We start from the raw sequence: 20,800 nt of genomic DNA, 5'->3' as shown, positions 1-20,800 counted from the left end.
AACGCCACCTATGGGTTGTGTCTAAGCGACGGCAAAACCGGCGCTTCGGCGGACTCAACGATGCAGCAGGGGCTCAGCCCTCCGCCTTGCCGCGACGCCAGTAGCCCATGAACGCAACCTGCTTGCGGTCAATGCCAACGTCCCGCACCAGGTAGCGCCGCATTTCCTTGATCACGAACGCTTCGCCGGCAATCCAGGCGTAGAACGGCAAGGCGCCTGCGGGCAGTGTCGGGTTCTTGGTGGCTTCGATGGCTGCCGCGTCCATGCGCTGCGGGGTTTCCCAAAGAATGTCCTGGTCCACGTTGACGTCTTCGGGCTCAGGACCTGCTGCGGTTCCGGAACCCTTGATGCCCACCCAACCCGGGACGGGAACTGCCTTGGCCACGGCTTCCTTGAGGAGTTCGCCGTGGGGACGGGAGCGTCCGATGGCTGCGCCGCGGGCAAGCCAGGTGATTTCGATGTCGGCGGCGGTGCTGATGTCCTGGAAATCGCCGGCTTCGGGCACCTCGAGGAAGGCATGTCCGGTCATGTCGGCGGGCAGGCTTTCCAGGATGGCGCTGATGGCGGGCACTGCGGTTTCGTCGCCGGCCAGGAGTACGCGCTGCGCCAGTCCCGGCCGCCATTCAATGCCACCGTAGGCGCCGGCGGTGGCGCACTGTGCAGCCCTGTTGTTGGGACCGATGATGGTCAGTGCGTCGCCCGGTTTCGCAGCAAGCGCCCAGTTGGCCGCAGGTCCGCCGTGCCCGGCGTCGTCGAAGTGCATGACGAAGTCGATGTCGATTTCGGGGTACACGGCGTCGAGCCGTTCGGAGCGGACGGTGTAAGTCCGCATGTCCCCACGGACGGACGGGTCCATCGCCAGCCATTCCTGGTACCAGCCGGCCTCTTCCATTTTGAAGGGGGGCAACGGAATGACATTGCCGTCTGCGTCAAAGGACGGAATCATCAGCTTCACGCGCAGGTCCAGGGTGTCGCCCGCGACGCCGAAGTCGCGCAGCGAGTAGCCGCCGAACGTGATCCGGCGGAAATTGGGGCTCAGTTCCTGCACTGCCGTCACGGTGACGTCGAAGGCGAGGGTCATGGGCTCCACGGCGGCGCTTGCTTTGGCCTGTGTCGGTTGTGCACTCATGAGGCGATCTCCAATTCGTTGCTTACAGCGGGGCTTGCGTGGTGCCGTCCAATGGGAACGATCAGTGGTGTGCCTGAGATGGGGTCCGGAACCACCCGGGACTCCAGGCCGAAAACGTTGAAGACGAGTTCTTCCGTGACCACGTCGATGGCGGGCCCTTCAGCCACGATGCACCCGCCCTTCATGGCGATGACGTGGTCTGCGTAGCGCGCTGCCAGGTTCAAGTCATGGAGCACGATCGCCACAGTGGTCGCGCGGCGGCGGTTGAGGTCCGTGATGAGGTCGAGGACTTCCACCTGATGCGCGAGGTCCAGGTAGGTGGTGGGCTCGTCCAGCAGCAGGACGTCGGTTTCCTGCGCCAAGGCCATAGCAATCCAGACCCTCTGGCGCTGGCCGCCGGACAGTTCGTCGATGCTCCGCTCAGCGAGTCCAAGGGTATCGGTGGCTTCGAGCGCGCGCTGCACCGCGGCGTCGTCGGCGGCGCTCCAGCTGCGGAAGAAACCTTGGTGCGGGTAGCGGCCGCGGCCCACGAGGTCGCGCACGGTGATGCCGTCCGGAGCGGCAGGGTGCTGCGGCAGGAGGCCCAGCGTGCGGGCCAGTTCGCGGGCCGGACGGGTGTGGATGTCCTTGCCGTCGAGCGTCACTGCACCGCCGGCCGGCTTGAGCAACCGCGACAAGCCGCGCAGGAGCGTGGATTTGCCGCAGGCGTTGGCGCCGACGATCATGGTCACTTTGCCCTCGGGAATCTCGGTGGAGAGCCCCTCCACCACCTTGCGCTGCTCGTACTGGAGCGTGAGGTCCTTGGCATTAAGGATGGCCATGTCAGGCTTCCTTTCGGTTGGACGTGACCAGAAGCCACAGCAGGAAGGGTGCACCGAGCGCACCGGTGATGACGCCGACCGGGAGGACGGTTCCGTCCAGGACGACCGGAGCAATGTTGGAGGCGAAGAAGTCGGCCAGCAGCACGATCAGCGCGCCGGTGAGGGCCGACGCCGGAAGGCTGGGTTTGCGCACGATGCGGCGGGCGATCGGCCCGGCGAGGAACGCGACGAAGGCTACCGGACCGGCGGCGGCAGTGGCGACGGCGGCAAGTCCGACGGCGGTCAGCACGAGTCCCAGCCGCGCGGCATTGACCCTGATTCCCAGGCCGGCGGCAGCGTCGTCGCCCAGTTCAAGGATGCGCAACGGTCCGGCGAGGACCACGACGGCCGGCAACAAGACAAGCAAGGAGACCCCCAGAACACCGGCCCGGTCCCAGGTGGCTGAGTTCAGCGAGCCGTTGAGCCAGATGAGGGCGTCGGCGGCAGTCCGGATATCCGCACGGGTCATGAGGAAGTTGACCACCGCGTGGAGTGCTGCGGCGATGCCCACGCCGGCCAGGATGAGGCGGTTGCCTGCAGCGTTGCCCCGGCTGCCCCCGCCCGCGCCGGAGCCGGTGCCGCGGGAGATCGCGTAGATGATGGCCGCGACACCCAGTGCGCCGCCGAGGGCTGCCCCGGAGACGACAGCCCCGGATGCGCCGAAGATCACGATGGCCGTCACTGCCGCGGCGCTGGCACCGTAGCTGATGCCGATGATGTCCGGGCTGGCCAGCGGGTTGCGCAGCATGGTCTGGAAAAGCGCGCCGGCGAGCCCGAAAGCGAGGCCGATCATCGTTCCCACCACAGCGCGGGGCAGTTTGTGTTCCATCACGATGAAGCTGGCGCCCGGGATCTTTTCGCCGCCGGTCAGATGGTTGATGACGATGGTGAAGAAGTCGGGGATGGTCACGGTGTAGCTGCCCAGGAGCACGTACACGGCGAACATCACCAGCAGCGCGAGGCCCAGGAAGAAGGTGGGGCTCAGCACGCGCCGAAGTGGCAGATGATGAGGGTGTTTGGGGGAATTATTGGCATTAAGTGCCGTCTCGGGCGCGGATTTAAGGACCGTCACAGTCCGGCCCCCTTCCCACGGCGAATCAGCCAAACGAACACCGGCGCTCCAACGATCGCGGTCATGATGCCTGCCGGAACTTCGCCCGGGAGGAGGATCACGCGGCCGATGATGTCGGCGGTGATGAGCAGGATGGGAGCCGAGACCAGGGAAAACGGCAGGATCCACCGGTAATCCGGGCCGGTCAGCAGCCGGACGGCGTGGGGGATCACCAGGCCAAGGAAGCCGATGGGGCCGGCCAACGCAGTCGCCGAACCACACAACAGCACGATGCCCAGTGCCGTGATCCCGCGCGCGAGTCCGACGTTCTGGCCCAGGCCGCGGGCAATGTCATCGCCCAGGGCCAGGCTGTTCAGGACGCGCCCGCCGCCCAGGACGATGACCGCGCCAACAGCCAGGAACGGCAGCGCAGGCAGCAGCACGGACCAGTCCCGCCCGCCGATGCTGCCCACCTGCCAGAAACGGAAACGGTCCAGGGTGTCCTGGCTGGAGACAAGAATGACGTTCATCAGGGAGAACAGACCCGCGCTCAGCGCCGCACCCGCCAAGGCGAGCTTGACCGGCGTCGCGCCGTCGCGCCCCCGGGACGCTATGGCATAAACGACGACGGCGGCTGCCGCGGCTCCGATGAAAGCGAACCAGATGTAGCCGGTCAGTGAGCCGATGCCAAAGACGTAGATGCCAACAACCACGGACAAGGCCGCGCCGGCGTTGAGACCAAGGATCCCCGGGTCGGCCAGCGGGTTGCGGGCGACGCCCTGCATGGCAGCCCCGGCGAGGCCAAGTGCAGCGCCGGCGAGGAGGCCCAGGACGGTGCGGGGAATCCGGGCGATCACCACAGCGTGGTTGCCGTCAGTCGGATTGAAGTTGGTGAGGGCCTCCCACACCGTGGTGAGGGGAAGGCCGCGCGCGCCGATCGCCAACGATGCGGCACTTACTGCGGCGAGTACGACGACGGCCAGCAGCAGCCAGGCGGTGCGCTTGCCTGCTGCGCTCCGGGCCCCGGTTCCCCTACCGGATGCCGAAGCGTCAGGGGAGATGCCTCCCGGGCCAGCCGGCACCATGCTGCCGCTGCCCCGCCCCTGGACGGCCGTCGTCGTACTCAGTTTCATTGCAGTTACTTGCCTGCGGCTTCTGCGGCCTTACCCAGCTGCGGCAGGAACGTATCCAGTGCCCACGGCAGGCTCAGCGGCGAGGAAGCGGAGATGGAGAGCGTCAGGGTCTGGTCCGAATCGGCAACCAGTGCGCCCTTCTTGATGGCCGGGATCTGGCCCAGCAGCGGGTCGGCCTTGATGGCGTCGGCCGTTGCAGCCTCGGGAACCCAGGTCACGAAGATGTCGGAATCAAGCTCGTTGGCCTTTTCCGCGGACCACGGGATGAAGAATTCCGTGTTCGACTTGGTGTTTTCCGTAACGACGGGGGCCAGCTTCATGCCGATTTCGGAGAGGAACCGGGGGCGGTTGTCGATGGCGGTGTAGACGTTGGCGCCGTCACCCTTGGCGGGCTCGAGGTTGCCGTAAATGAAGGTCTTGTCCTTGATCTGCGGGTACTTGGAAACCTTGTCCTTGATGGTGGCTTCGGTGTCTTCGACCAGCTTCTTGGCTTCGGCTTCCTTGCCCAGCGCCTTGCCGATGATGGTGGTGCTTTCCTGCCACGGCGTACCGTAGGCCAGTTCCGGCTGCGCCACGACGGGGGCGATTTCGCTGAGCTTCTTGTAGTCAGCCTCTTCCAGGCCCGAGTAGGCAGCCAGGATGACGTCCGGGTTGAGCTTGGCGATCTCGGTGAAGTTGATGCCGTCTGCCTCGGAGTACTGCACGGGAGCCTTGTCGGTGCCGAAGCCGGCGCCGAGCTTCTCCAGCGCTGCGTCCTTCCACGGGGTGGAGCCCTTGTCGTTGTTGCCCCACTCGTTCTTGGGAACGCCAACCGGAACAACACCCAGGGCGAGTGCGACGTCGTCGTTGACCCACGAGACGGTGACTACGCGCTTGGGCTGTTCCTTGATGGTGGTCTCACCGAAGACGTTCTTGATGGTCACGGGGAACGCGGCGGACTCGGCCTGCTCGGTTGCCGGCGTCGACGTGGCCGGTCCTGTGGAGCAGCCAGTGAGGGAAAGGGCGACGGCGGCCAGGGCGGCCGTCGCGGTTCCTGCTGTTTTCAGCAGGGCGCGGCGTGGGAGAAGGGATACCACGGTACTCCTTAGGTAAGTGATGCGAACCTAAGTAAGGCTAGCCTACCCTCCCGATAATTACGAAACGTTTGCGTCACCTAATCTCCACGCCTGGGCAATGCGGGCTGCTTTTGATTGGGGTTAGGATGGTCGATGGCGGAACACCGCTTCCTGGAAAACGACGAGGGGATGAGCGTGCGCACTGTTTCAGTTGCTGCAGCCATGGTTGGCGAGGTGGCCGTTTTGGCCTGCTTGGCACTCCCCTGCACGTCGGCATCTCTCTAGGTTTCCGGGCACAGCAAAACCCGGCCGCAGGGCACTTTCCTTGCCTTGCCATTTCCTCGTTTGGTGACCGACGACTCCTGCCACCCCGCAACACTGCCCGTGGCCGTGCCGGCAGAGGCACGCCCAGGCACGCGGACGTCGACCACTTTTCGAAAGAAGCTTTGCCATGCAGAAAATTACTGCCCAACAGATCCGTTCATCCTTCATCAACGCCAGCCGCTCCGAGGCAGCAAAGGCCAATCTTCCCCGCGATTTCGACACCATCGACTGGGACAAGCTCGAATTCCTGGGATGGCGCGATGAGAAGATGCCCCAGCGCGGGTACCTGGTGGTCCCCCACCGGGGCAAACTCACGGGGGTCATGCTCCGCGCCCCCGAGGGAGGCTCCGGCAAGAAGCGTGTGGTGCTGTGCGAACTGTGCCGGGACGTCTTCTCCAAGGACGACGTCTACCTCTGGGTTGCCAAGAAGGCCGGACAGTCCGGCAAGGACGGGAACACCGTGGGCACCCTGATCTGCGCCGAATTCGGTTGCAGCGCCAACGTGCGCAAGGAACCACCGGCCAATGAGATCAACCCGGACCCGGCCGTCGTCGTGGTTCGGCAAATCGCAGGCTTGGAGTCCAGGATGGAACAGTTCCTGGACCGGGTCCGCGACGTGTCAAAGTAGCGCCCTGGAGCAACGCGGGGTCACTTTTGGCCCATAAAGGGCCTCCCAAAGGGCCATAAGTGACCCCGCGTTGCTTTCTAGCGGAGGACGATGTCCACCGGGTTGGCTTCGGATCGCCATGCGCCGGGCTCACCCGGCCCTGCGATAACGGGAGCCGTGAGGACGCCCGAGCGGTTGGTCCGCTTGTCCCGCAGGATCTCCGTGACGGAGCCGAGGTGCCGTGACAGGTCAATGACGTTTTCGGGCGCGGCCAGCAACAGCTGGAAGCCGAATTCGTGGAGTGCCTTGATGCCCGCACCCGCGAACTCCTCCGAGGCCAGCACGAACGCTTCGTCCATCATCACGGTGCCGTAGGTGGTGAAGCCCTGCTCGGCGATGCCCAACTGGTAGCTCAATGCAGCAGCCATGATGAAGGCCGTGAACCGTTGGCGCTCACCGCCTGACATGGAGCCGGTGTCGGCGTGCATGAAGACTTCGGTTTTCTTCTTGCCGGTTTTGGATGCGCCGGCCTTCCCTTGCTTTGCCACCTCGCGGTGTTCCTTGCACTGGATGAAGACGTGTCCGCGGACGTCCAGCACTTCGGCACGCCAACGTCGATCCTCCGGCGTTTGCGATCCGAGCCGCTTCACCAGCGTTTCCAGCGATTTATACCGGGCGGTGAGCTCGGCGTCGTCGTCCGTTTCGGCGGAACCAGCGGCCGAAGCGCCGCGCGAGGGCCGTGTGTGTTTGGTTTTCAAAGCGTTCTGGATGGCGTCCTTGAAGACCTTGGCCGTTGCCGGCAGCGTCTGCTTGATGTCCAGTTCCAGGAAGCTTCCCTCGTGGAAATTGACCTCGGACAAGATGCCGTTGAGAGGGAGGATGCGGCTGGTGATGCTGCGCCGTTCCTCATCGAGAAGGTGCAGGAGAGTACTGAACGACTCGTGCGTGCGTTGGTTGAAGAACAGCCTGAACTCGGCCTCCTGTGCGGGCAGGCCATCGCTCACGATCGCGTGGTAGCGGGCTTCGAAGTCGCCTGCGGCACCAATTGAGGTGCCGTGGTCGGCGCTGATGGCGCTCCCCCAATCGCGGACGAACGCTTCGAACATGCGCGTCAGGCGTTCGGCAGTCGCCTGGCTCCGGGATTCGGCCGCGTGCAACTCGTCCAGGAGTTTGTTCCGGACGCTGTTGGCCAGGTTGTCCAGCTCATACAGTTCGGAGACGTCCGCGACGCCGTCGAAGTACGGTTCCAGCGCGGTGACGGTGGAGGCCGACGGCGGTGACTGCTCAAGCTTGAGCCTCGCCGCATCCAGCAGCCCGTCAGCCGTGGTCATCTTGTGGTCGAGCGCTTTGTATTCGCTCTGCAGCACAGCCGCCACCCCTGTGGAGGACTGGTGCTTTTCCCTGACGGCTTCGATGTTGGCACGCAACGGCTCGAGGTCCGCCTGGGCGGCCAAAGCATCCACCAGCCGTTGCTCTATCCGTGCCAGCTCGTCCGCGGCAACGGCAGCTGAAACCTGCTCCCACGGCCGCTCGTCTTCAGCCACGCGCCGCAGGGCTTCCAGTTGGCGGGCCATGCCTTGGTGCGAATCCTCACGGCTTTGGGCCAGTTCGGCAGCCTTGGCCAGCTCATTCTCCAGCTCGCCCACGCGGGCAGCGACGAGCTCAAGCTTGGAAGCGTTATCGAAGCCGAGGACGTAATCCTGCCGGCTGGTGAATCGGTCGTCCTTCTCAACGGTGTGCCGGTTCCGCTTCACAACGCCGCCCAGGCTCAGGCCCTTGTCCATCGAGGCAAGCTCGTCCGGGTCCTCGACACACGGATACGCAAAGTCCAAGGCGATCCGCTCACGGATCCATTCCCCGGCGTCGGCGTTTGCGCCCGAGGTGAGGATGCTCAACTTCGTCAAGAGGTCGCCGTCGGACACGTCCTCCACAGCCAGCGCCCCACCGGCAAGCGGCTTGGAGACGTCCACCGCGCGCAGCGCGCCCCGAACAGTGTTGTCGTTCAGGTATCGCGTGACGGCAGCAAAGTGCTCCCCAGGAACCAGCAAGGTGGTGGCCAGGTTGCGCAGGGCCCGCTCCGCCGCGGGCCGCCACTGGTCCTGCCCCTCGGCGAGGTCGATCAGCTCGCCGCCAAACGGCATCCGCTCCTCCGGTACGCCCGTCGCGGCGGCGATGGCGGCCCGGTTTTCAATGCTCGACGGCGGCAGCAGGGACTTGCGCGACCGCAGCGACAACAGTTCCTGCTGGGCCGCAGCCAGCTCACGCTTCTTGGTCGCGTGGCCATCGAACGCCTCGAAACGGAGTTCTTTCAAGGCCTCCGAATCGTCTTTCAACTCAATCGAACGGGCGGCGGCCTGCTCGTGCGCCTGGTCCCAGCCCTCGGCGGACCATTCCAGGTTCAACCCGGCGTCGGCCAGCGCCTTCCTGGCCGAGTCCTCAACCTGCTGGCGCAGCTTCAGGCCAACCTTGGCGTTCTCCAACGACTGCTCAATGGCCGAAATGGCGTTGCCACCGCGGTTGTTGTAGTCCAGCTCAAGGTCGCGCAACTCCTTGGCCAGGGCATCGCGGACCACACGCTCGGCGGCGAGTTCCTGCGCCTTGGACTGTGCCAACTCCTTGAAGCGGGCCAACGTCTTGGCGTGCACCGTGACAGCGAGCTGCTGCTTGTAAGCTTCAAACTCTTCGCCGGCCAACTCACGGAGGCGGTTGGCGTCCAACAAGGCCTGGGCGTATTCCTTGTTCAGGCCCGGCACCGGAGCCAACTGGTCGCGCTGCAGCCGGACATCCTCCAGCCGCTGCCGGATCGACATCAGGTTGCTGAATTCCTCCACGACGTCGTCCGCCGCAGCCAGCGTGGCCGGGGCATCCAGCACCTGGTCCCGGAAGAATGTGTTGACGCTGCCGCCCAAGCCCTTGCCGGCCTGGATAACGCGCAGCAGCGGAAGCGCCTGGTCCGAGTTGATACCCAGGAGCCGCCGGAACCGCTCGGCGAACGCCTTGTGGACGTCGAACACCTGACCGTCCGGGAAGATCGACTCCAAGGCACTCCTGGTAAACCGCTTCTGCGCGATCCCCTCGATCGCTTCGAGGTCCAGGGGCTTGCTGTCGATCACATAGAAACGCCCAACGCTCGACTCCGTGCCGTTTTTCGGCAGGTCGAACAGCGCCGACACCGTCACTTTGGTGCCGGCTGCGTTATCAAACGTCAGCGCGACGGCGGACCAGGTGGCACCGGGGCGCTGGAAGGCACTGGCCGAACTATCCCCGACCGCCTTGTCACCGACCTTGCCGCGCATGTAGGTGAACGTGGTCCTCTTGTCCTCCACAGCCCCGCCGGACCGCTGGGCAGCAGCCTCGTTCGACCGCGGGCGGGCATCGAAAACGCGGAGCATGGCATCAAAGAGTGTGGACTTGCCGACACCGGAATTGCCGGTCAGCAGCGTGCCCTTGCGGTCCACGTGCATGGTGTGGGCGCCATGGAAGGTGCCCCAGTTGACCACCTGGACGAGGGCCAAACGCATCTGGCCCGGATTCGTGAGCTCGCCGAGCGGGAGCATGCTTGCGATGGTCACTTGGCTGCCTCCTCTGCTGCTGGGTCACTGTCCGCGGCGGTACCGGCGTCGTCGTCCCCGTCTTCGGAAGTGGGGCTGGAGTCAGCTTCCATATCCAGCAAAGGCTCCGTGCCGGATTCGTCCGCTGCTACTGCCACGAGGGCCTCTATGTGGGCCGGGATGTCGCCGATGTTTTCGAAGGGGAGGGCCAATGGGAGGGCGTTGCTGATGGTGTACGTGTCATCCAGCGGGGTGGGGAGGAGAAGTTGCCGGGCGAGGAGTTTGGTGATGGTGCGGGTGACCACGTCGGAGTCGCGCAGGGCATCCTGTTGGCCGGCGGGGGTGTAATTCGCTACGAGGTCGGAGATCTCTTCGCGGGTGATCGTGGGGTCGGTCTGGGCTGTGACGTGGCGGTCCAGGAGGAGGCGCAGCCGGAGCAGCACGATGGTTTCGACGCGGCTCAAAGCACGTTGCTGGCGGAGGATGCTGGAGCGGGAGCTCGCCCCGATGATTTCCGGATCAACGGGTCGCAGGACAGCGATCTTGCGGTCGTGGTCCAACTGGAGCGTCAGGAAGAGTTCAGAGAGGCGGCTCCGGAGAATCAGCTGGTTGTCCAGGAGGGTCGTCCACAGCTTCTCGTCGCGGGCACCATCAACGTAGGGACCTTTAAGGAGCTTCACCAGGGCATGGCGGACTTTCATCGGGAGCACGCCGGTGTCGCCGGGGAAGAGCGCGGCACCGTCCACGAAAGTGTCCCGCGGCGTGATCCGGAACGGGTCCGGGTGCTGGGCGGTCTCATCGGGCACCTCAACGGTGTCCTGCTCCGCAACGGTGACGTCCTCCGCAACGGTGACGTCCTCCGCTTCGGTGATGTCCGTCGTGATGTCCTCAGTCATTGGAATCCTCATTCAGCGTGACGACAGGCAGGTACGCGGTGCGGATGCTGCCGTCGATTTGTTCGAAGTCGATGTGTTCCCAGGCGGCGCGGTCGAAAGCCGCGCCGGTCTGCAATGCCATGGACAGGAGGGTCCGGACGCTGTTGATGTGCCGTTCTTCCGCGGGCAGGTTTTCCCAGGCCTCACCCAACGTGGCCGAGCCCGCCATGGCCGCCCGCACAACATCGGGGCGCGCTTTTCCGGTGCGGGCCGAACGGACCCTGTCCGAGTCGCTGAACGCTATGGGGTCGGCCAGGCGCGGGGGCGTGGCGAACTCGTCCGGGTCGAACAGCTTGACCATGGCCAAGGACTCGAAACCGGCGTTGAAGAGCACAGGTCCAGGCACCAGGCCGGGCCGGTCGCGTTCGTAGGGCAGGGAACGGATGGCCTGTTCGGCTTCGGCCAGCACTTTGCGGAGACTAACCGACTGCCGGACGTCGTCGCTCTGGATATAGGTGTTGAGGCTTTCCGAGAGCTTTCCGTAAATCCGCTGGATCTGGCTGTGCTGGTACCGCAGTTCCGCGACGAGGTTTTTCAGCGTTTCGCGGTCCTCGTGGGAGAGATCGTCCGCAAACTGCCTGCTCAGCACCTCGCCGATGGCCGAGCGGAAACGCAGCTGCTGTTGCGGATCCTCAAGGAAGGCGGTGAAGGAGCGGAAAGTACGTCCTTCGGGGCTTTGCCGAAGCCGTTTGTCGGCCTCCAGAACCTGGGCCATGGTTGCGCCCTTGCTCAACGACTCTTCGATGATCTGGTTGCGGAGCTCCCCCACCAGTTCCTCGATACGGTCACGCATTTTCTTGTAGTCCGCGGGCAGGCTTGCGGCGAGGTCAAGGATGTTACCGGCAGCTTCAACGGCTTCTTCGTCGTCAAGGAGGCCGTCGAATTCGCCGGAACTGATGTCCTCCACCAGCTGCTGGCGCTCGTGGATTTCCTCTTCCAGGGCCTCCAGGCGCGCGCTCTGGTCCGGGTTTGTTTCGTTGGCCAGCTTCTCCACGTCGCCGAGCAGCGTGCCGAGCCTCGAACCGTTCAGTGTGGAACGTTCGCTGGAGAGGCTGTCGAGGAAAGCGAGCACACGCGCTGCGGGCTCGGTGACCTCGTACACGATCCGGCCCGACTGGTTGCGTCGCGTCAGGAACTGCTTGCGCGTCCATTCGTCACCGAACAACTTGCCGTTCTGCTGGCCGCCAAGCGCGGGATCCTGGCGCCGGAGCTGCTCTAGGAAAGCGTCGACGTCGGCGTGGAATTCTTCGAGCGGAAGCTGCGGCCTGGTGCGGGTAAAGGAGGCCTGGAGGACAGCGATGACCCACGGCGCCGAGCGCGTCAGGGCCCACGCGGGACCCTTGGTCAGCTGTTCGAGGTCGCGGAGCCTCGCGCCGATTGCGTCGGCGGAGGACATGGCTGAACGGGACAACTACTCTCCTTCAGCTGCTGCGAAACCTGGCTGGCAGCGGAAACTGCCCCGTACAAGGTTAACGCAGAGCGTCGCGGAGGCGTCGAGCGGGCCGGAAGTACCGCCGTCGGGGGCTTCAACGCAGGCCGGCCGCAATCATTCCGTGACTTACGCTCCGGTACGGTTTCGATCGCATATCAACGCCGCAATGACGCGCGTCAGCACTGGCCGGAAAGCACCCCCGCCCCTAATGTCAGATCATCGACGCCGCCACGCCGCGTCGACTCACGCAATGTCGCTCCGGGGGGAACCATGGATTTCGATTTCACTGCGCTGGAAACAGGCACATACGTAGTTATTGGAACGCTGTTCTTCGCTGTAATCCTGGCCGCATTCATTGCGGCCGCAGCAATGGCAACGATCGTCCTGATCGGAGCCATGGGGACGGCCTGGTACATCGTCAAAGCCGTCCTTGGTGGCCTTGTCCACGGCATTAATTTTGCCTGGGACAGCCTGGTCCACCACGCCGGACAGGTGGAAATTCCGGCGGAATTCCAGCCCCAGGTTTCCTCTGGCACGGGTAGCTACCCGCGGGTAGCATTGAGGGACAGCTGAAGGGTTCCCACCCACGGCGGACCCTGGCTCCATCCGGCACAACCGGCTAGAGGAGTTTTCCCATGACGTCCGCTACAGACAGCAGTCTCACCGCCGCAAGCGTCAATGCCACAGCAGAGGAAGCCCGCGCCGTCGCCGAGGCTGCCCGCGAAACTGAATGGAACCGGCCAAGCTTCGCCAAAGGCCTGTATCTGGGCAGCTTCGACCTCAGCCTGATCCACCCCTGGCCACAAGCCAAAGCGGACGACGTGGAACGGGGCGAGGAGTTCATGGCCCGGTTGCTGGCGTTTGCCAAAACAATGTCCGGCCGGCAGATCGAACGCGACGCCAGGATTCCGGACGAGTATCTGGCCCGGCTCGCTGAGCTTGGCGTGTTCGGCATGAAGATTCCACGCGAATACGGCGGACTGGGCCTTTCCCTGGTGTACTACGGCCGGGCCCTCGCCCTCCTGGGTTCAGTCCATCCGAGCCTGGGTGCGCTGATTTCCGCCCACCAATCAATCGGCGTCCCCGAGCCCGTCAAGGAGTTCGGCACGCCGGAGCAGAAGAAGGAATACCTGCCGCGCTGCGCCGCCGGCGCCATCACGGCGTTCCTCCTGACAGAACCCGACGTCGGCAGCGACCCCGCGCGCATGGGCGCCACTGCCGTACTTTCCGACGACGGCGGTTCTTACCTTCTGGACGGCGTGAAGCTCTGGACCACCAACGGCGTGATCGCTGAACTCGTTGTGGTCATGGCCAGGGTCCCGGCCCACACCGATCCTGATGGAACCGAGCACAAGGGCGGCATTTCCGCTTTTGTGGTGGAGATGGACTCGCCCGGCATCACGGTGGAGAACCGGAATGCCTTCATGGGCCTGCGTGGCATCGAGAATGGCGTGACGCGCTTCCACCAGGTGCGGGTGCCGGCCGCAAACCGGCTCGGGCGGGAGGGCCAGGGGCTCAAGATCGCCCTCACCACCCTCAACACGGGGCGACTTTCCATCCCCGGTCTCTGCGTCGCTGCCGGAAAGTGGAGCCTGAAGATTTCCCGGGAGTGGTCCAACGCCCGGACGCAGTGGGGCCGCCCAGTGGGCAAGCACGAGGCCGTGGGCAAGAAGATCGCCTTCATCGCAGCCACCACTTTTGCGCTGGAGGCCGTGTTTGAGCTCTCCGCCGAGATGGCCGACGCCGGCCAAAAAGACGTCCGCATCGAGGCCGCGCTGGCCAAACTGTGGTCCACCGAATTGAGCTGCAGGATCGCCGATGAACTGGTGCAGATCCGTGGCGGCCGCGGCTTCGAAACCGCCGATTCCCTGGAAGCCCGCGGGGAACGGGCAGTGCCGGCCGAACAACTCCTCCGGGATCTTCGCATCAACAGGATCTTCGAGGGTTCCAGCGAAATCATGAAACTCCTGATCGCGCGCGAGGCAGTGGACGCACACCTCGCCGCCGCCGGCGACCTCGCCTCGGCGGACGCGAGCCTGCAAGACAAGGCGAAGGCCGCCGTTGGGGCCTCCGGCTTCTACGCCCGCTGGTTGCCCAAACTGGTTGCGGGCGCCGGGATGGACCCTCGGTCGTACGCCGAGTTCGGGCGGCTCGCCAAGCAGTTGCGCTTTGTTGAACGCTCCTCGCGCCGCCTCGCCCGGCAGACCTTCTACGGGATGGGACGCTGGCAGGCCAAGCTTGAGCACAAGCAGGCGTTCCTGGGCAGGATCGTGGACATCGGGGCCGAGCTGTTCGCCATGGCCGCGTGCTGTTCACGCGCCGAGTCGCTGTTGCGGACCCGCCCGGAACAGGGCGCGGCTGCCTTCGAGCTGGCTGAAGCCTTCTGCGAACAGGCCCGTGTTCGGGTGGATGAGTACTTCGACCAGCTTTGGCGCAACACCGACGACGGCGACCACGACCTCTCGCGGAAAGTCCTCGACGGCGACTATGCCTGGCTGGAGGCCGGAATCCTGGACCAGTCCGAAGGAACGGGCCCCTGGATCGGCGACGCCTCCCCCGGCCCCTCGACCAAGGAAACCCTCCACCGCAAATACCGGTGAGCTATTGGAGCACGTCCCCGTCCACGTAGTACCAACGCTTGCCTTCCCGCACGAAACGGGAGAGTTCACGCTGGACGCCGCGTTCGCCGTCGGACCTGTAGTGCGCCGCGAACTCAACGGTGCCCGCCGAGTCGAGCGGGCCGCCGTTGCTCGTGGAAAGGATGTCCAACCTGCGCCACTGCAGGTCCGGGTCCAGGTCCATGGAATCCGGGCGGGTGGAGGAATGCCACGTCCGCAACAGATACCCGGGCTCAAGGACCACGAAGGCCGAATACCGGGACCGCATGAGTTGCTCTGCGGTGGGCGCCTCGGCCTCCCCGCGATGGAACCGGCCGCAGCATTCGTCGTATTGCTCGCCGGAAAGGCAGGGGCAGGCACCGTTGCGGAGCCGGGTGTGGTCAGGGGTCACGACGCGCCAATCTGGGCTGTAAATGAGAGCTGGGCAACATATTTTCGCATGCGAGATAACAGGTTCGAAACAACCCTGCCAGAGTGGGCTGCGGCGCGTGATTCCGTCGGTGCGGGACCTTACGCTAGATAAGCAAGCTGGGTGGGCAATGCGCGCATCACAAAACGACAGCCAGGGGAGGCTACGTGGAGGATCCGACAACACTCGCCATCAACCTGACGTATTTGGGGACGCTGGGCCTGGCTCTGCTGATGTTCCTCGGCCTCGGGTTGATTGTCATCATCACTCTGGTGGTTGCCGGAGTGGGACGGCTGGTGTCTGTCATCCTCCTGGCGTTGATTGGCGTCTTCCCCAAGAAGGACACCACTCCCATCGTGCACCTTCCCGCTCGGCCCGGGTACGTGCCGGAACCGGTCGTCGGCGCGGACGCAGTTGACGGCGCAGCTGAGGAATCGGCCCTTGTTGCGGCGCCGATCGCGGCGCCGGTTGCCGCGGCGCCTCCCGCTGCGCCCAAGCGGGACTTGCTCGGAGTGACCCGACGCCGGATCTCAGGTGCGTCGGCCGCCGTCAAGGACGGCGCTTGGAAATCAAAGGTGGACCCGCGGAAGCTGCCCAAACCGGCCGAGGTCAAGTCCGCCGTCGAGCACCAGACTGCGCACCACCCGATCGTCGTGGCCGCTGCCAAGGAACCGCCGGTCCTGTCGAAGGACTGGGCGGATGCGGTTGCTGAAGCCGACCGACGCGAGGCCGAACGGGCCAAGGCCCAGCAGCCACCGCCCATCAAAGTGACGGTCCGCGACCTCGACGAGCCCACGCCGTCGTCAAAGAGCCCGGCACCGGTCAACCCGCCAAAGAAGCAGGGCCCCGGGACGCCCCCGAAGGGGAAATCCCAAGGCCCCACCAAAAAGGGATCCCTCAGCGGCGCTGCCCGAAACTCCTAGCTCGGCGTGCCGGGCTAAGCGGCCAACTGACGGAACGCTGCACCATGGTAGATCAGCGGCTTGGACTCGAGGTTGACGGTGGTTGCCTTGACCTCAAGAACCACGATCGCGTGATCCCCGGCGGGCGTTTCTGAAACTATTTCGCATTCGAAACCCAACACGGCCCCATCGATCAGCACCGCGCCCGAGTCGCTGACACTCGTGTCCAGCCCGGCGAAGCGGTCCCTCGTTTTGGACGAGAGCTGGAGGCAGGCAGCTTCCTGCCCCTCAGCCAGGACCGAGACGCCAAGCCGCTGGGCCTGGCGCAGTTTGGGCCACGTTGTGGACGAGTTCTGCACTGCGAACATGACCAGCGGCGGCTCCAGTGAAACGCCCACGGTGAAGGACGACGCCACCAGCGCTTCCGGCGTGAAATCCACCATCGCGCTGAAGGCGGCAACTCCGGAGGGGAACTGCGCAAAAGCCGCCTTGATGGCCGCCGTTTCTTCCACTGTGGTCTGTGTCATCCCGCTGTCCCTTTCGTGCGTTTCCTAAGTTCCTTTCCCATAATTCACCCGCTTGGAAGAACGGCAATATTTGTTGATCCGCAAGACATTTGTGTTGCCGTGTGTCAAGAAATGTCGCGAAGTAAGGCCTCTTCCATTACCCCGCAAGACGAAAAACGAAGAACTTCTACCATTTGCGTTTATGCCTCCGGCGGCCGTGTGTAGCCTCGATTGAACATCCCGTCCACGCCGCTGACCCAGGCGTCGACCCAGCACTATCCATCCACAGGAAGCCGACATGAGCCTCAACGAGCTACGAACGCTTGGACGCACTGGCGCCCTGATCAGCCCGCTCACCCTGGGCACCCTGAACTTCGGCACCGGTGCCGCGCCCACAGGTCCCGCAGAGAGCATCCGGATCATCAAGGCCGCGCTCGACGCCGGTATCACCAGCATCGACACTGCAGACATCTACTCTCAAGGGGAATCCGAAACCGTGGTGGGCCAGGCGATCCACAGCCGGCGCGACGACGTCTTCCTCGCCACCAAGTTCCACGGGCAAATGGGATCCAACCCCGCGCACGCCGGCAACTCCCGCCGCTGGATTGTCCGGGCTGTCGAGGACAGCTTGCGGCGTCTGAACACGGACAGGATCGACCTCTACCAGGCACACCGCCCGGACTACAACACCGACCTCCTGGAAACCATCACTGCCCTCAACGACCTCATCCGCCAGGGCAAGATCCTCTACTACGGCACGTCCGTGTTCAGCCCGGCCCAACTCGTTGAGGCCCAGTGGATCGCCAACACCAACCACTTGACCCCGCCGGTCGTGGACCAAGTGCCCTATTCGCTTCTGGTGCGTGCCAACGAACGCGACGTCTTCCCCATCACCCAGCAGTACGGCGTCGGGGTCTTGAGCTACGGACCCCTCGACGGCGGGTGGCTGGCAGGCGGTTACCGGGTCGGGGCCGGGCAACCCGAGAGTTCGCGTTTTTCCGCACTTCCGGGCCGCTTCGATGTGAACGCGCCGTTCAACCAAGGCAAATTGCACGCCGCGGACGCCCTGGCCCAACTCGCGGCACGCCACGGATTGACGCTCATCCAGTTGGCAGTCGCCTTTGCCCTGAACCACCCCGCAGTGACCAGCGTGATCATCGGCCCCCGCACCGAGGAGCACCTGACCGATTACCTGAAAGCCGCGGACGTGGTGCTGAGCGAGTCCGTTCTGGATGAAATCGACGACATCGTGGCGCCCGCGGTCAACTTCCTCGAACGCGACGCCGGCACCGTGGCCCCGCACCTTGAGTACCCGGAACTACGACGCCGGTAGCCACCTTCCGTTGTGGGGCCTACTCTGCGTTCTTTGCGCCTGTTTTAGCGCGCAGAGCGGGCCTCGCAACGAGGTATTGACGCAGGTTCGCCCCGGCGTGATCCTTGTCCTAAGTGCTGCGGCACTCCGCAGCGTTTAGCTTCCAGTAGAACGCCGCCGTCCCATGTCCAACGATCACCTCAAACAACGGGCCACGAAAGCCGTCGTCACCGGGCAGCCCACCGATGGACCCCTGACCCACGAAGAGTTGCAGCTTTCCGGGCGGAACCATTCGATGCCGTTGGAGGCCCTGCACGATGACATCACTCCGGCCGGCCTGCACTACCTGCTGATCCACTTCGACATCCCGCATCTGTCACCTGAGACGTGGCGGTTGCGACTGGGCGGCGCTGTCGACCACACGCTTGAACTCAGCCTCGAGGACATCAAAGCGCGGCCGGCTGTCACCATGCCCGTCACTCTCGAATGCGCGGGAAACGGCCGCTCGCTTCTGGAACCCCGCCCCTTGAGCCAGCCATGGGTGCTTGGCGCGGTGGGCACAGCCGAGTGGACCGGAACTCCATTGGCACCCCTGCTGGAGGAGGCAGGGTTGGCGGGTGACGCCGTCGAACTTGTTTTTACCGGTGCCGACAACGGTGTCCAAGGCGGCGTCGAAGAGCCTTATGCCCGCAGTCTTTCTGTCGCCGAGGCCATGCACCCCGAAGTGATGCTGGTCTATGCCATGAATGGCCAGCCCTTACCACTGCAGCACGGATTCCCGTTGAGGCTCCTGGTCCCTGGCTGGTACGGGATGGCGAGTGTGAAGTGGTTGACGTCGATCGAAGCAGTGACGTCGCGGTTCATGGGATGGCAGCAGTCCGTGGCCTATCACTATCTGCAGGGTCCGGATGGGCCCGGCATTCCTGTTACCCATATCCGCGTGCGCTCCCTGATGGTGCCGCCGGGGATCCCGGAATTCTTCACCCGGCGACGGATCGTAAACGCCGGCCCGGTAATGCTGCACGGCCGTGCATGGTCCGGACACGGTGAAGTGGAGCGGGTGGAAGTGGGGATCGACGGCGAATGGATGCCTGCGCACTTGGATCCGGCGCTGGGGGACTTCGCGTGGCGGTCGTGGTCCATGGTGTGGGTGGCCAGTCCGGGCGAGCATGTACTGCGGTGCCGGGCCATGGATACCTCAGGCGCGCTGCAGCCTACCGAGCAGGTGTGGAACTATCAGGGCATCGGGAACAACATGGCGCAGCGGGTTGAGGTGACGGTGCGGTAGTTGCTTTCGGTTCCCTGGCGCCCCTGAGAACGCCGCGACGGTGCGAGTTCGCCGGAGCGTTCCAGCGAACCCGGCACCTTTCCCGCGTTTAGGACTTCTTCCAGCGTTCTCGTCGTGCACGTGACGCCCGGTTAGACTCGTTCAGATCATGAGTATTCCGTCGTCATCCCCAGCAAACGTCCGCGTTGATGCCTGGTTGTGGGCGATCCGAGCCTACAAAACCCGCTCCGCCGCCACAGCCGCCTGCCGTGCCGGGCACATCCGGATCAACGGGAACCCGGTCAAGGCATCGCAAAGCGTGATCATCGGCGACACCATCCGGGTCCGGGAATCCGGCTGGGAACGGATCCTTGAAGTGCGACGACTCATCGCCAAACGCGTAGGAGCCGAGGCCGCGTCGCATTGTTTCACCGACCACACTCCGCCGAGGCCCGTCGCTCCGAAGCTTGGACTCCCCCAGCGCGACCGCGGAGCCGGCCGGCCCACCAAGAAGGACCGCAGGGACATGGAGAAGCTGCGGGGCTGACCTTGCGGTGTACCACGCAAATTTGCTGGATCATCAGGCTGGGCGCCGGCCAGAAACCGCGGATTTCCAAGCCTTTTGCGAAATCGACGTCCCGATCATCCAGCAGAAATTACCTGGCACTTATCCACAGCACCATTTCTCTGACGTGAGTCCCCCCGCGCACGCTGCTTAGACTGGCCGCCACACCGTCGAACAGCTGTTGGGGAGCTTGTCATGTCACGCCTTTCGTCTGCCGCTTTGTTGTCCATCCTGGCGGCGGTGCTTCTGAGTGGTTGCCAGGGCGGGTCGCCAGGTACGGGCTCTTCGGAGACAAGCTCGACGACGGCGTCGCCCACCTCAAGCGCTTCGTCACCCGCTGCTTCGGCTGCTCCGTCTTCTTCCGGGGCCTACAAACCGGCGGATGCGAAGGGGAAAGCCCAGAACGTACCGGTGCCTGTGATGCCCGAGCTGGCGAAGGAAAACTCCAAGGCGGGACTGGAGGCGTTTATTCGGTACTGGTTTCAGGAACTTAGCTACGCATATGAGACCGGTAATTCCACGAAGTCCTTGGAGCTGTCGTCCAGTGCCTGTGCGCTCTGCCAGCACCTGGCAGAGTCCATCGAAGCCAATTACGCAGAGGAGCGCTGGCTTACCGGGGGAACAATTCGAACCCCTGTCATAGAAGTCGCGTGGGATCCCGCCGTATCGACCCAGCAAGGCAAGTTGCAAGTGATTCAGCAAGAGATTCGCTACTTCGAAGAGACCGGATCCGAAAGTCGGGAATTCACTGCATCTACGAATGACGCCGCCGCTTTCTTTGCTGAATACCGCCAGGGAGCTTGGCTCATCACTGACGTGGGCATTATTCGATGAAGACCCGTTGGGCCAGGTACACGGCTTGGGCAGCCTACATATTTCTGATGCCCCTGAACTGGCCGGCTTCGACGATCTTGCCTGGGCTGGGGACAGTGAACATCTCGAATACGGTTGCTCCTCCTGACGCCGGCTTTCAAGAAGGTTCAGCATTCGTGGGCGCTGTCTGGGAGTTTCATCCCGAAACTGGTAAATCCACACCCATACCCGGCGCTTTCCCAACCACCGAAGATCCCTACCAATATAAGCCGGACTTTCGCTGCACTCTCGGCGGCCCCGGCGCACGCGAAATGGGCTGCCTGACCCTTGA

The 20,800-nt window shown here is 64.3% G+C and carries 19 protein-coding genes; 9 read left to right on the top strand and 10 right to left on the bottom strand.

Features of this window, described 5'->3' with window-relative positions:
• Positions 1 to 73: 73 nt before the first annotated feature.
• The 5 genes from PV760_RS21090 to PV760_RS21070 form a co-directional block, all read right to left on the bottom strand.
• On the bottom strand, positions 74 to 1,129 hold the full coding sequence (locus tag PV760_RS21090) for a siderophore-interacting protein (protein ID WP_018779928.1): 1,056 nt from the start codon (positions 1,127 to 1,129) through the stop codon (positions 74 to 76).
• On the bottom strand, positions 1,126 to 1,950 hold the full coding sequence (locus PV760_RS21085; RefSeq protein ID WP_354628633.1) for an ABC transporter ATP-binding protein: 825 nt from the start codon (positions 1,948 to 1,950) through the stop codon (positions 1,126 to 1,128). The genes PV760_RS21090 and PV760_RS21085 overlap by 4 nt, the downstream gene beginning before the upstream one ends.
• A 1-nt stretch (position 1,951) precedes the next feature.
• The gene (locus PV760_RS21080; protein ID WP_227453738.1) at positions 1,952 to 2,935 is read right to left on the bottom strand and encodes a FecCD family ABC transporter permease; all 984 of its coding nucleotides are present in this window, start codon (positions 2,933 to 2,935) and stop codon (positions 1,952 to 1,954) included.
• A 122-nt stretch (positions 2,936 to 3,057) separates the two neighbouring features.
• Positions 3,058 to 4,173: a FecCD family ABC transporter permease gene (locus PV760_RS21075; protein ID WP_079582524.1), complete on the bottom strand. Its 1,116-nt coding sequence runs from the start codon at positions 4,171 to 4,173 to the stop codon at positions 3,058 to 3,060.
• 5 nt (positions 4,174 to 4,178) lie between these two features.
• Positions 4,179 to 5,249, bottom strand: a complete 1,071-nt coding sequence (locus PV760_RS21070; protein ID WP_354628632.1) for an iron-siderophore ABC transporter substrate-binding protein — start codon at positions 5,247 to 5,249, stop codon at positions 4,179 to 4,181.
• A 430-nt stretch (positions 5,250 to 5,679) separates the two neighbouring features.
• On the opposite strand from PV760_RS21070, the gene PV760_RS21065 reads away from it, so the two are divergent.
• Complete coding sequence (locus PV760_RS21065) at positions 5,680 to 6,180, top strand: FBP domain-containing protein (RefSeq protein ID WP_354628631.1); 501 nt, start codon at positions 5,680 to 5,682, stop codon at positions 6,178 to 6,180.
• A 77-nt stretch (positions 6,181 to 6,257) separates the two neighbouring features.
• Here PV760_RS21065 and PV760_RS21060 read toward each other — a convergent pair whose 3' ends face one another.
• The 3 genes from PV760_RS21060 to PV760_RS21050 are packed head-to-tail and all read right to left on the bottom strand — an operon-like array spanning position 6,258 to position 12,056.
• Positions 6,258 to 9,731, bottom strand: coding sequence for an ATP-binding protein (locus tag PV760_RS21060; protein ID WP_189076741.1), 3,474 nt, complete (start codon positions 9,729 to 9,731; stop codon positions 6,258 to 6,260).
• Positions 9,728 to 10,606: a DUF4194 domain-containing protein gene (locus PV760_RS21055; RefSeq protein WP_354628630.1), complete on the bottom strand. Its 879-nt coding sequence runs from the start codon at positions 10,604 to 10,606 to the stop codon at positions 9,728 to 9,730. Before PV760_RS21055 ends, PV760_RS21060 begins: the two co-directional genes overlap by 4 nt.
• A complete protein-coding gene (locus tag PV760_RS21050; RefSeq protein ID WP_026267467.1) occupies positions 10,599 to 12,056 on the bottom strand; it encodes a DUF3375 family protein in 1,458 nt (485 codons plus the stop codon). Before PV760_RS21050 ends, PV760_RS21055 begins: the two co-directional genes overlap by 8 nt.
• A gap of 291 nt (positions 12,057 to 12,347) precedes the next feature.
• Between PV760_RS21050 and PV760_RS21045 the strand changes: the two genes are divergently transcribed.
• Together PV760_RS21045 and PV760_RS21040 are read left to right on the top strand one after the other, a co-directional pair.
• Positions 12,348 to 12,650: a hypothetical protein gene (locus PV760_RS21045; protein ID WP_018779938.1), complete on the top strand. Its 303-nt coding sequence runs from the start codon at positions 12,348 to 12,350 to the stop codon at positions 12,648 to 12,650.
• A gap of 62 nt (positions 12,651 to 12,712) precedes the next feature.
• Positions 12,713 to 14,677, top strand: a complete 1,965-nt coding sequence (locus PV760_RS21040) for an acyl-CoA dehydrogenase family protein (protein ID WP_354628629.1) — start codon at positions 12,713 to 12,715, stop codon at positions 14,675 to 14,677.
• 1 nt (position 14,678) lies between these two features.
• On the opposite strand, the gene PV760_RS21035 is transcribed toward PV760_RS21040, so the two are convergent.
• The gene (locus tag PV760_RS21035) at positions 14,679 to 15,086 is read right to left on the bottom strand and encodes a YchJ family protein (RefSeq protein ID WP_064723863.1); all 408 of its coding nucleotides are present in this window, start codon (positions 15,084 to 15,086) and stop codon (positions 14,679 to 14,681) included.
• A 185-nt stretch (positions 15,087 to 15,271) separates the two neighbouring features.
• Between PV760_RS21035 and PV760_RS21030 the strand changes: the two genes are divergently transcribed.
• The gene (locus PV760_RS21030) at positions 15,272 to 16,027 is read left to right on the top strand and encodes a hypothetical protein (RefSeq protein ID WP_354628628.1); all 756 of its coding nucleotides are present in this window, start codon (positions 15,272 to 15,274) and stop codon (positions 16,025 to 16,027) included.
• 14 nt (positions 16,028 to 16,041) lie between these two features.
• Here the strand turns inward: PV760_RS21030 and PV760_RS21025 are convergent, their stop codons facing one another.
• Positions 16,042 to 16,533, bottom strand: coding sequence for a flavin reductase family protein (locus PV760_RS21025; protein WP_018779942.1), 492 nt, complete (start codon positions 16,531 to 16,533; stop codon positions 16,042 to 16,044).
• Positions 16,534 to 16,810: 277 nt separating this feature from the next.
• Here PV760_RS21025 and PV760_RS21020 point away from each other — a divergent pair, with 277 nt between their 5' ends.
• The 5 genes from PV760_RS21020 to PV760_RS21000 form a co-directional block, all read left to right on the top strand.
• A complete protein-coding gene (locus tag PV760_RS21020; RefSeq protein WP_018779943.1) occupies positions 16,811 to 17,845 on the top strand; it encodes an aldo/keto reductase in 1,035 nt (344 codons plus the stop codon).
• Positions 17,846 to 18,008: 163 nt separating this feature from the next.
• The gene (locus tag PV760_RS21015; RefSeq protein WP_354628627.1) at positions 18,009 to 19,112 is read left to right on the top strand and encodes a sulfite oxidase; all 1,104 of its coding nucleotides are present in this window, start codon (positions 18,009 to 18,011) and stop codon (positions 19,110 to 19,112) included.
• 148 nt (positions 19,113 to 19,260) lie between these two features.
• A complete protein-coding gene (locus tag PV760_RS21010; RefSeq protein WP_018779945.1) occupies positions 19,261 to 19,638 on the top strand; it encodes an RNA-binding S4 domain-containing protein in 378 nt (125 codons plus the stop codon).
• A 213-nt stretch (positions 19,639 to 19,851) separates the two neighbouring features.
• Complete coding sequence (locus PV760_RS21005) at positions 19,852 to 20,490, top strand: DUF6318 family protein (RefSeq protein WP_354628626.1); 639 nt, start codon at positions 19,852 to 19,854, stop codon at positions 20,488 to 20,490.
• A gap of 47 nt (positions 20,491 to 20,537) precedes the next feature.
• Positions 20,538 to 20,800 (top strand): hypothetical protein (locus PV760_RS21000; RefSeq protein ID WP_354628625.1); only part of this gene is annotated, 263 nt, incomplete at its 3' end.

The sequence above is a fragment of the Paenarthrobacter sp. CC6 genome (assembly GCF_040560085.1).
GTDB lineage: Bacteria > Actinomycetota > Actinomycetes > Actinomycetales > Micrococcaceae > Arthrobacter > Arthrobacter nicotinovorans.
The sequence above is the reverse complement of the archived record's forward strand: the minus strand, read 5'-3'. Positions and strand labels throughout refer to the sequence as shown.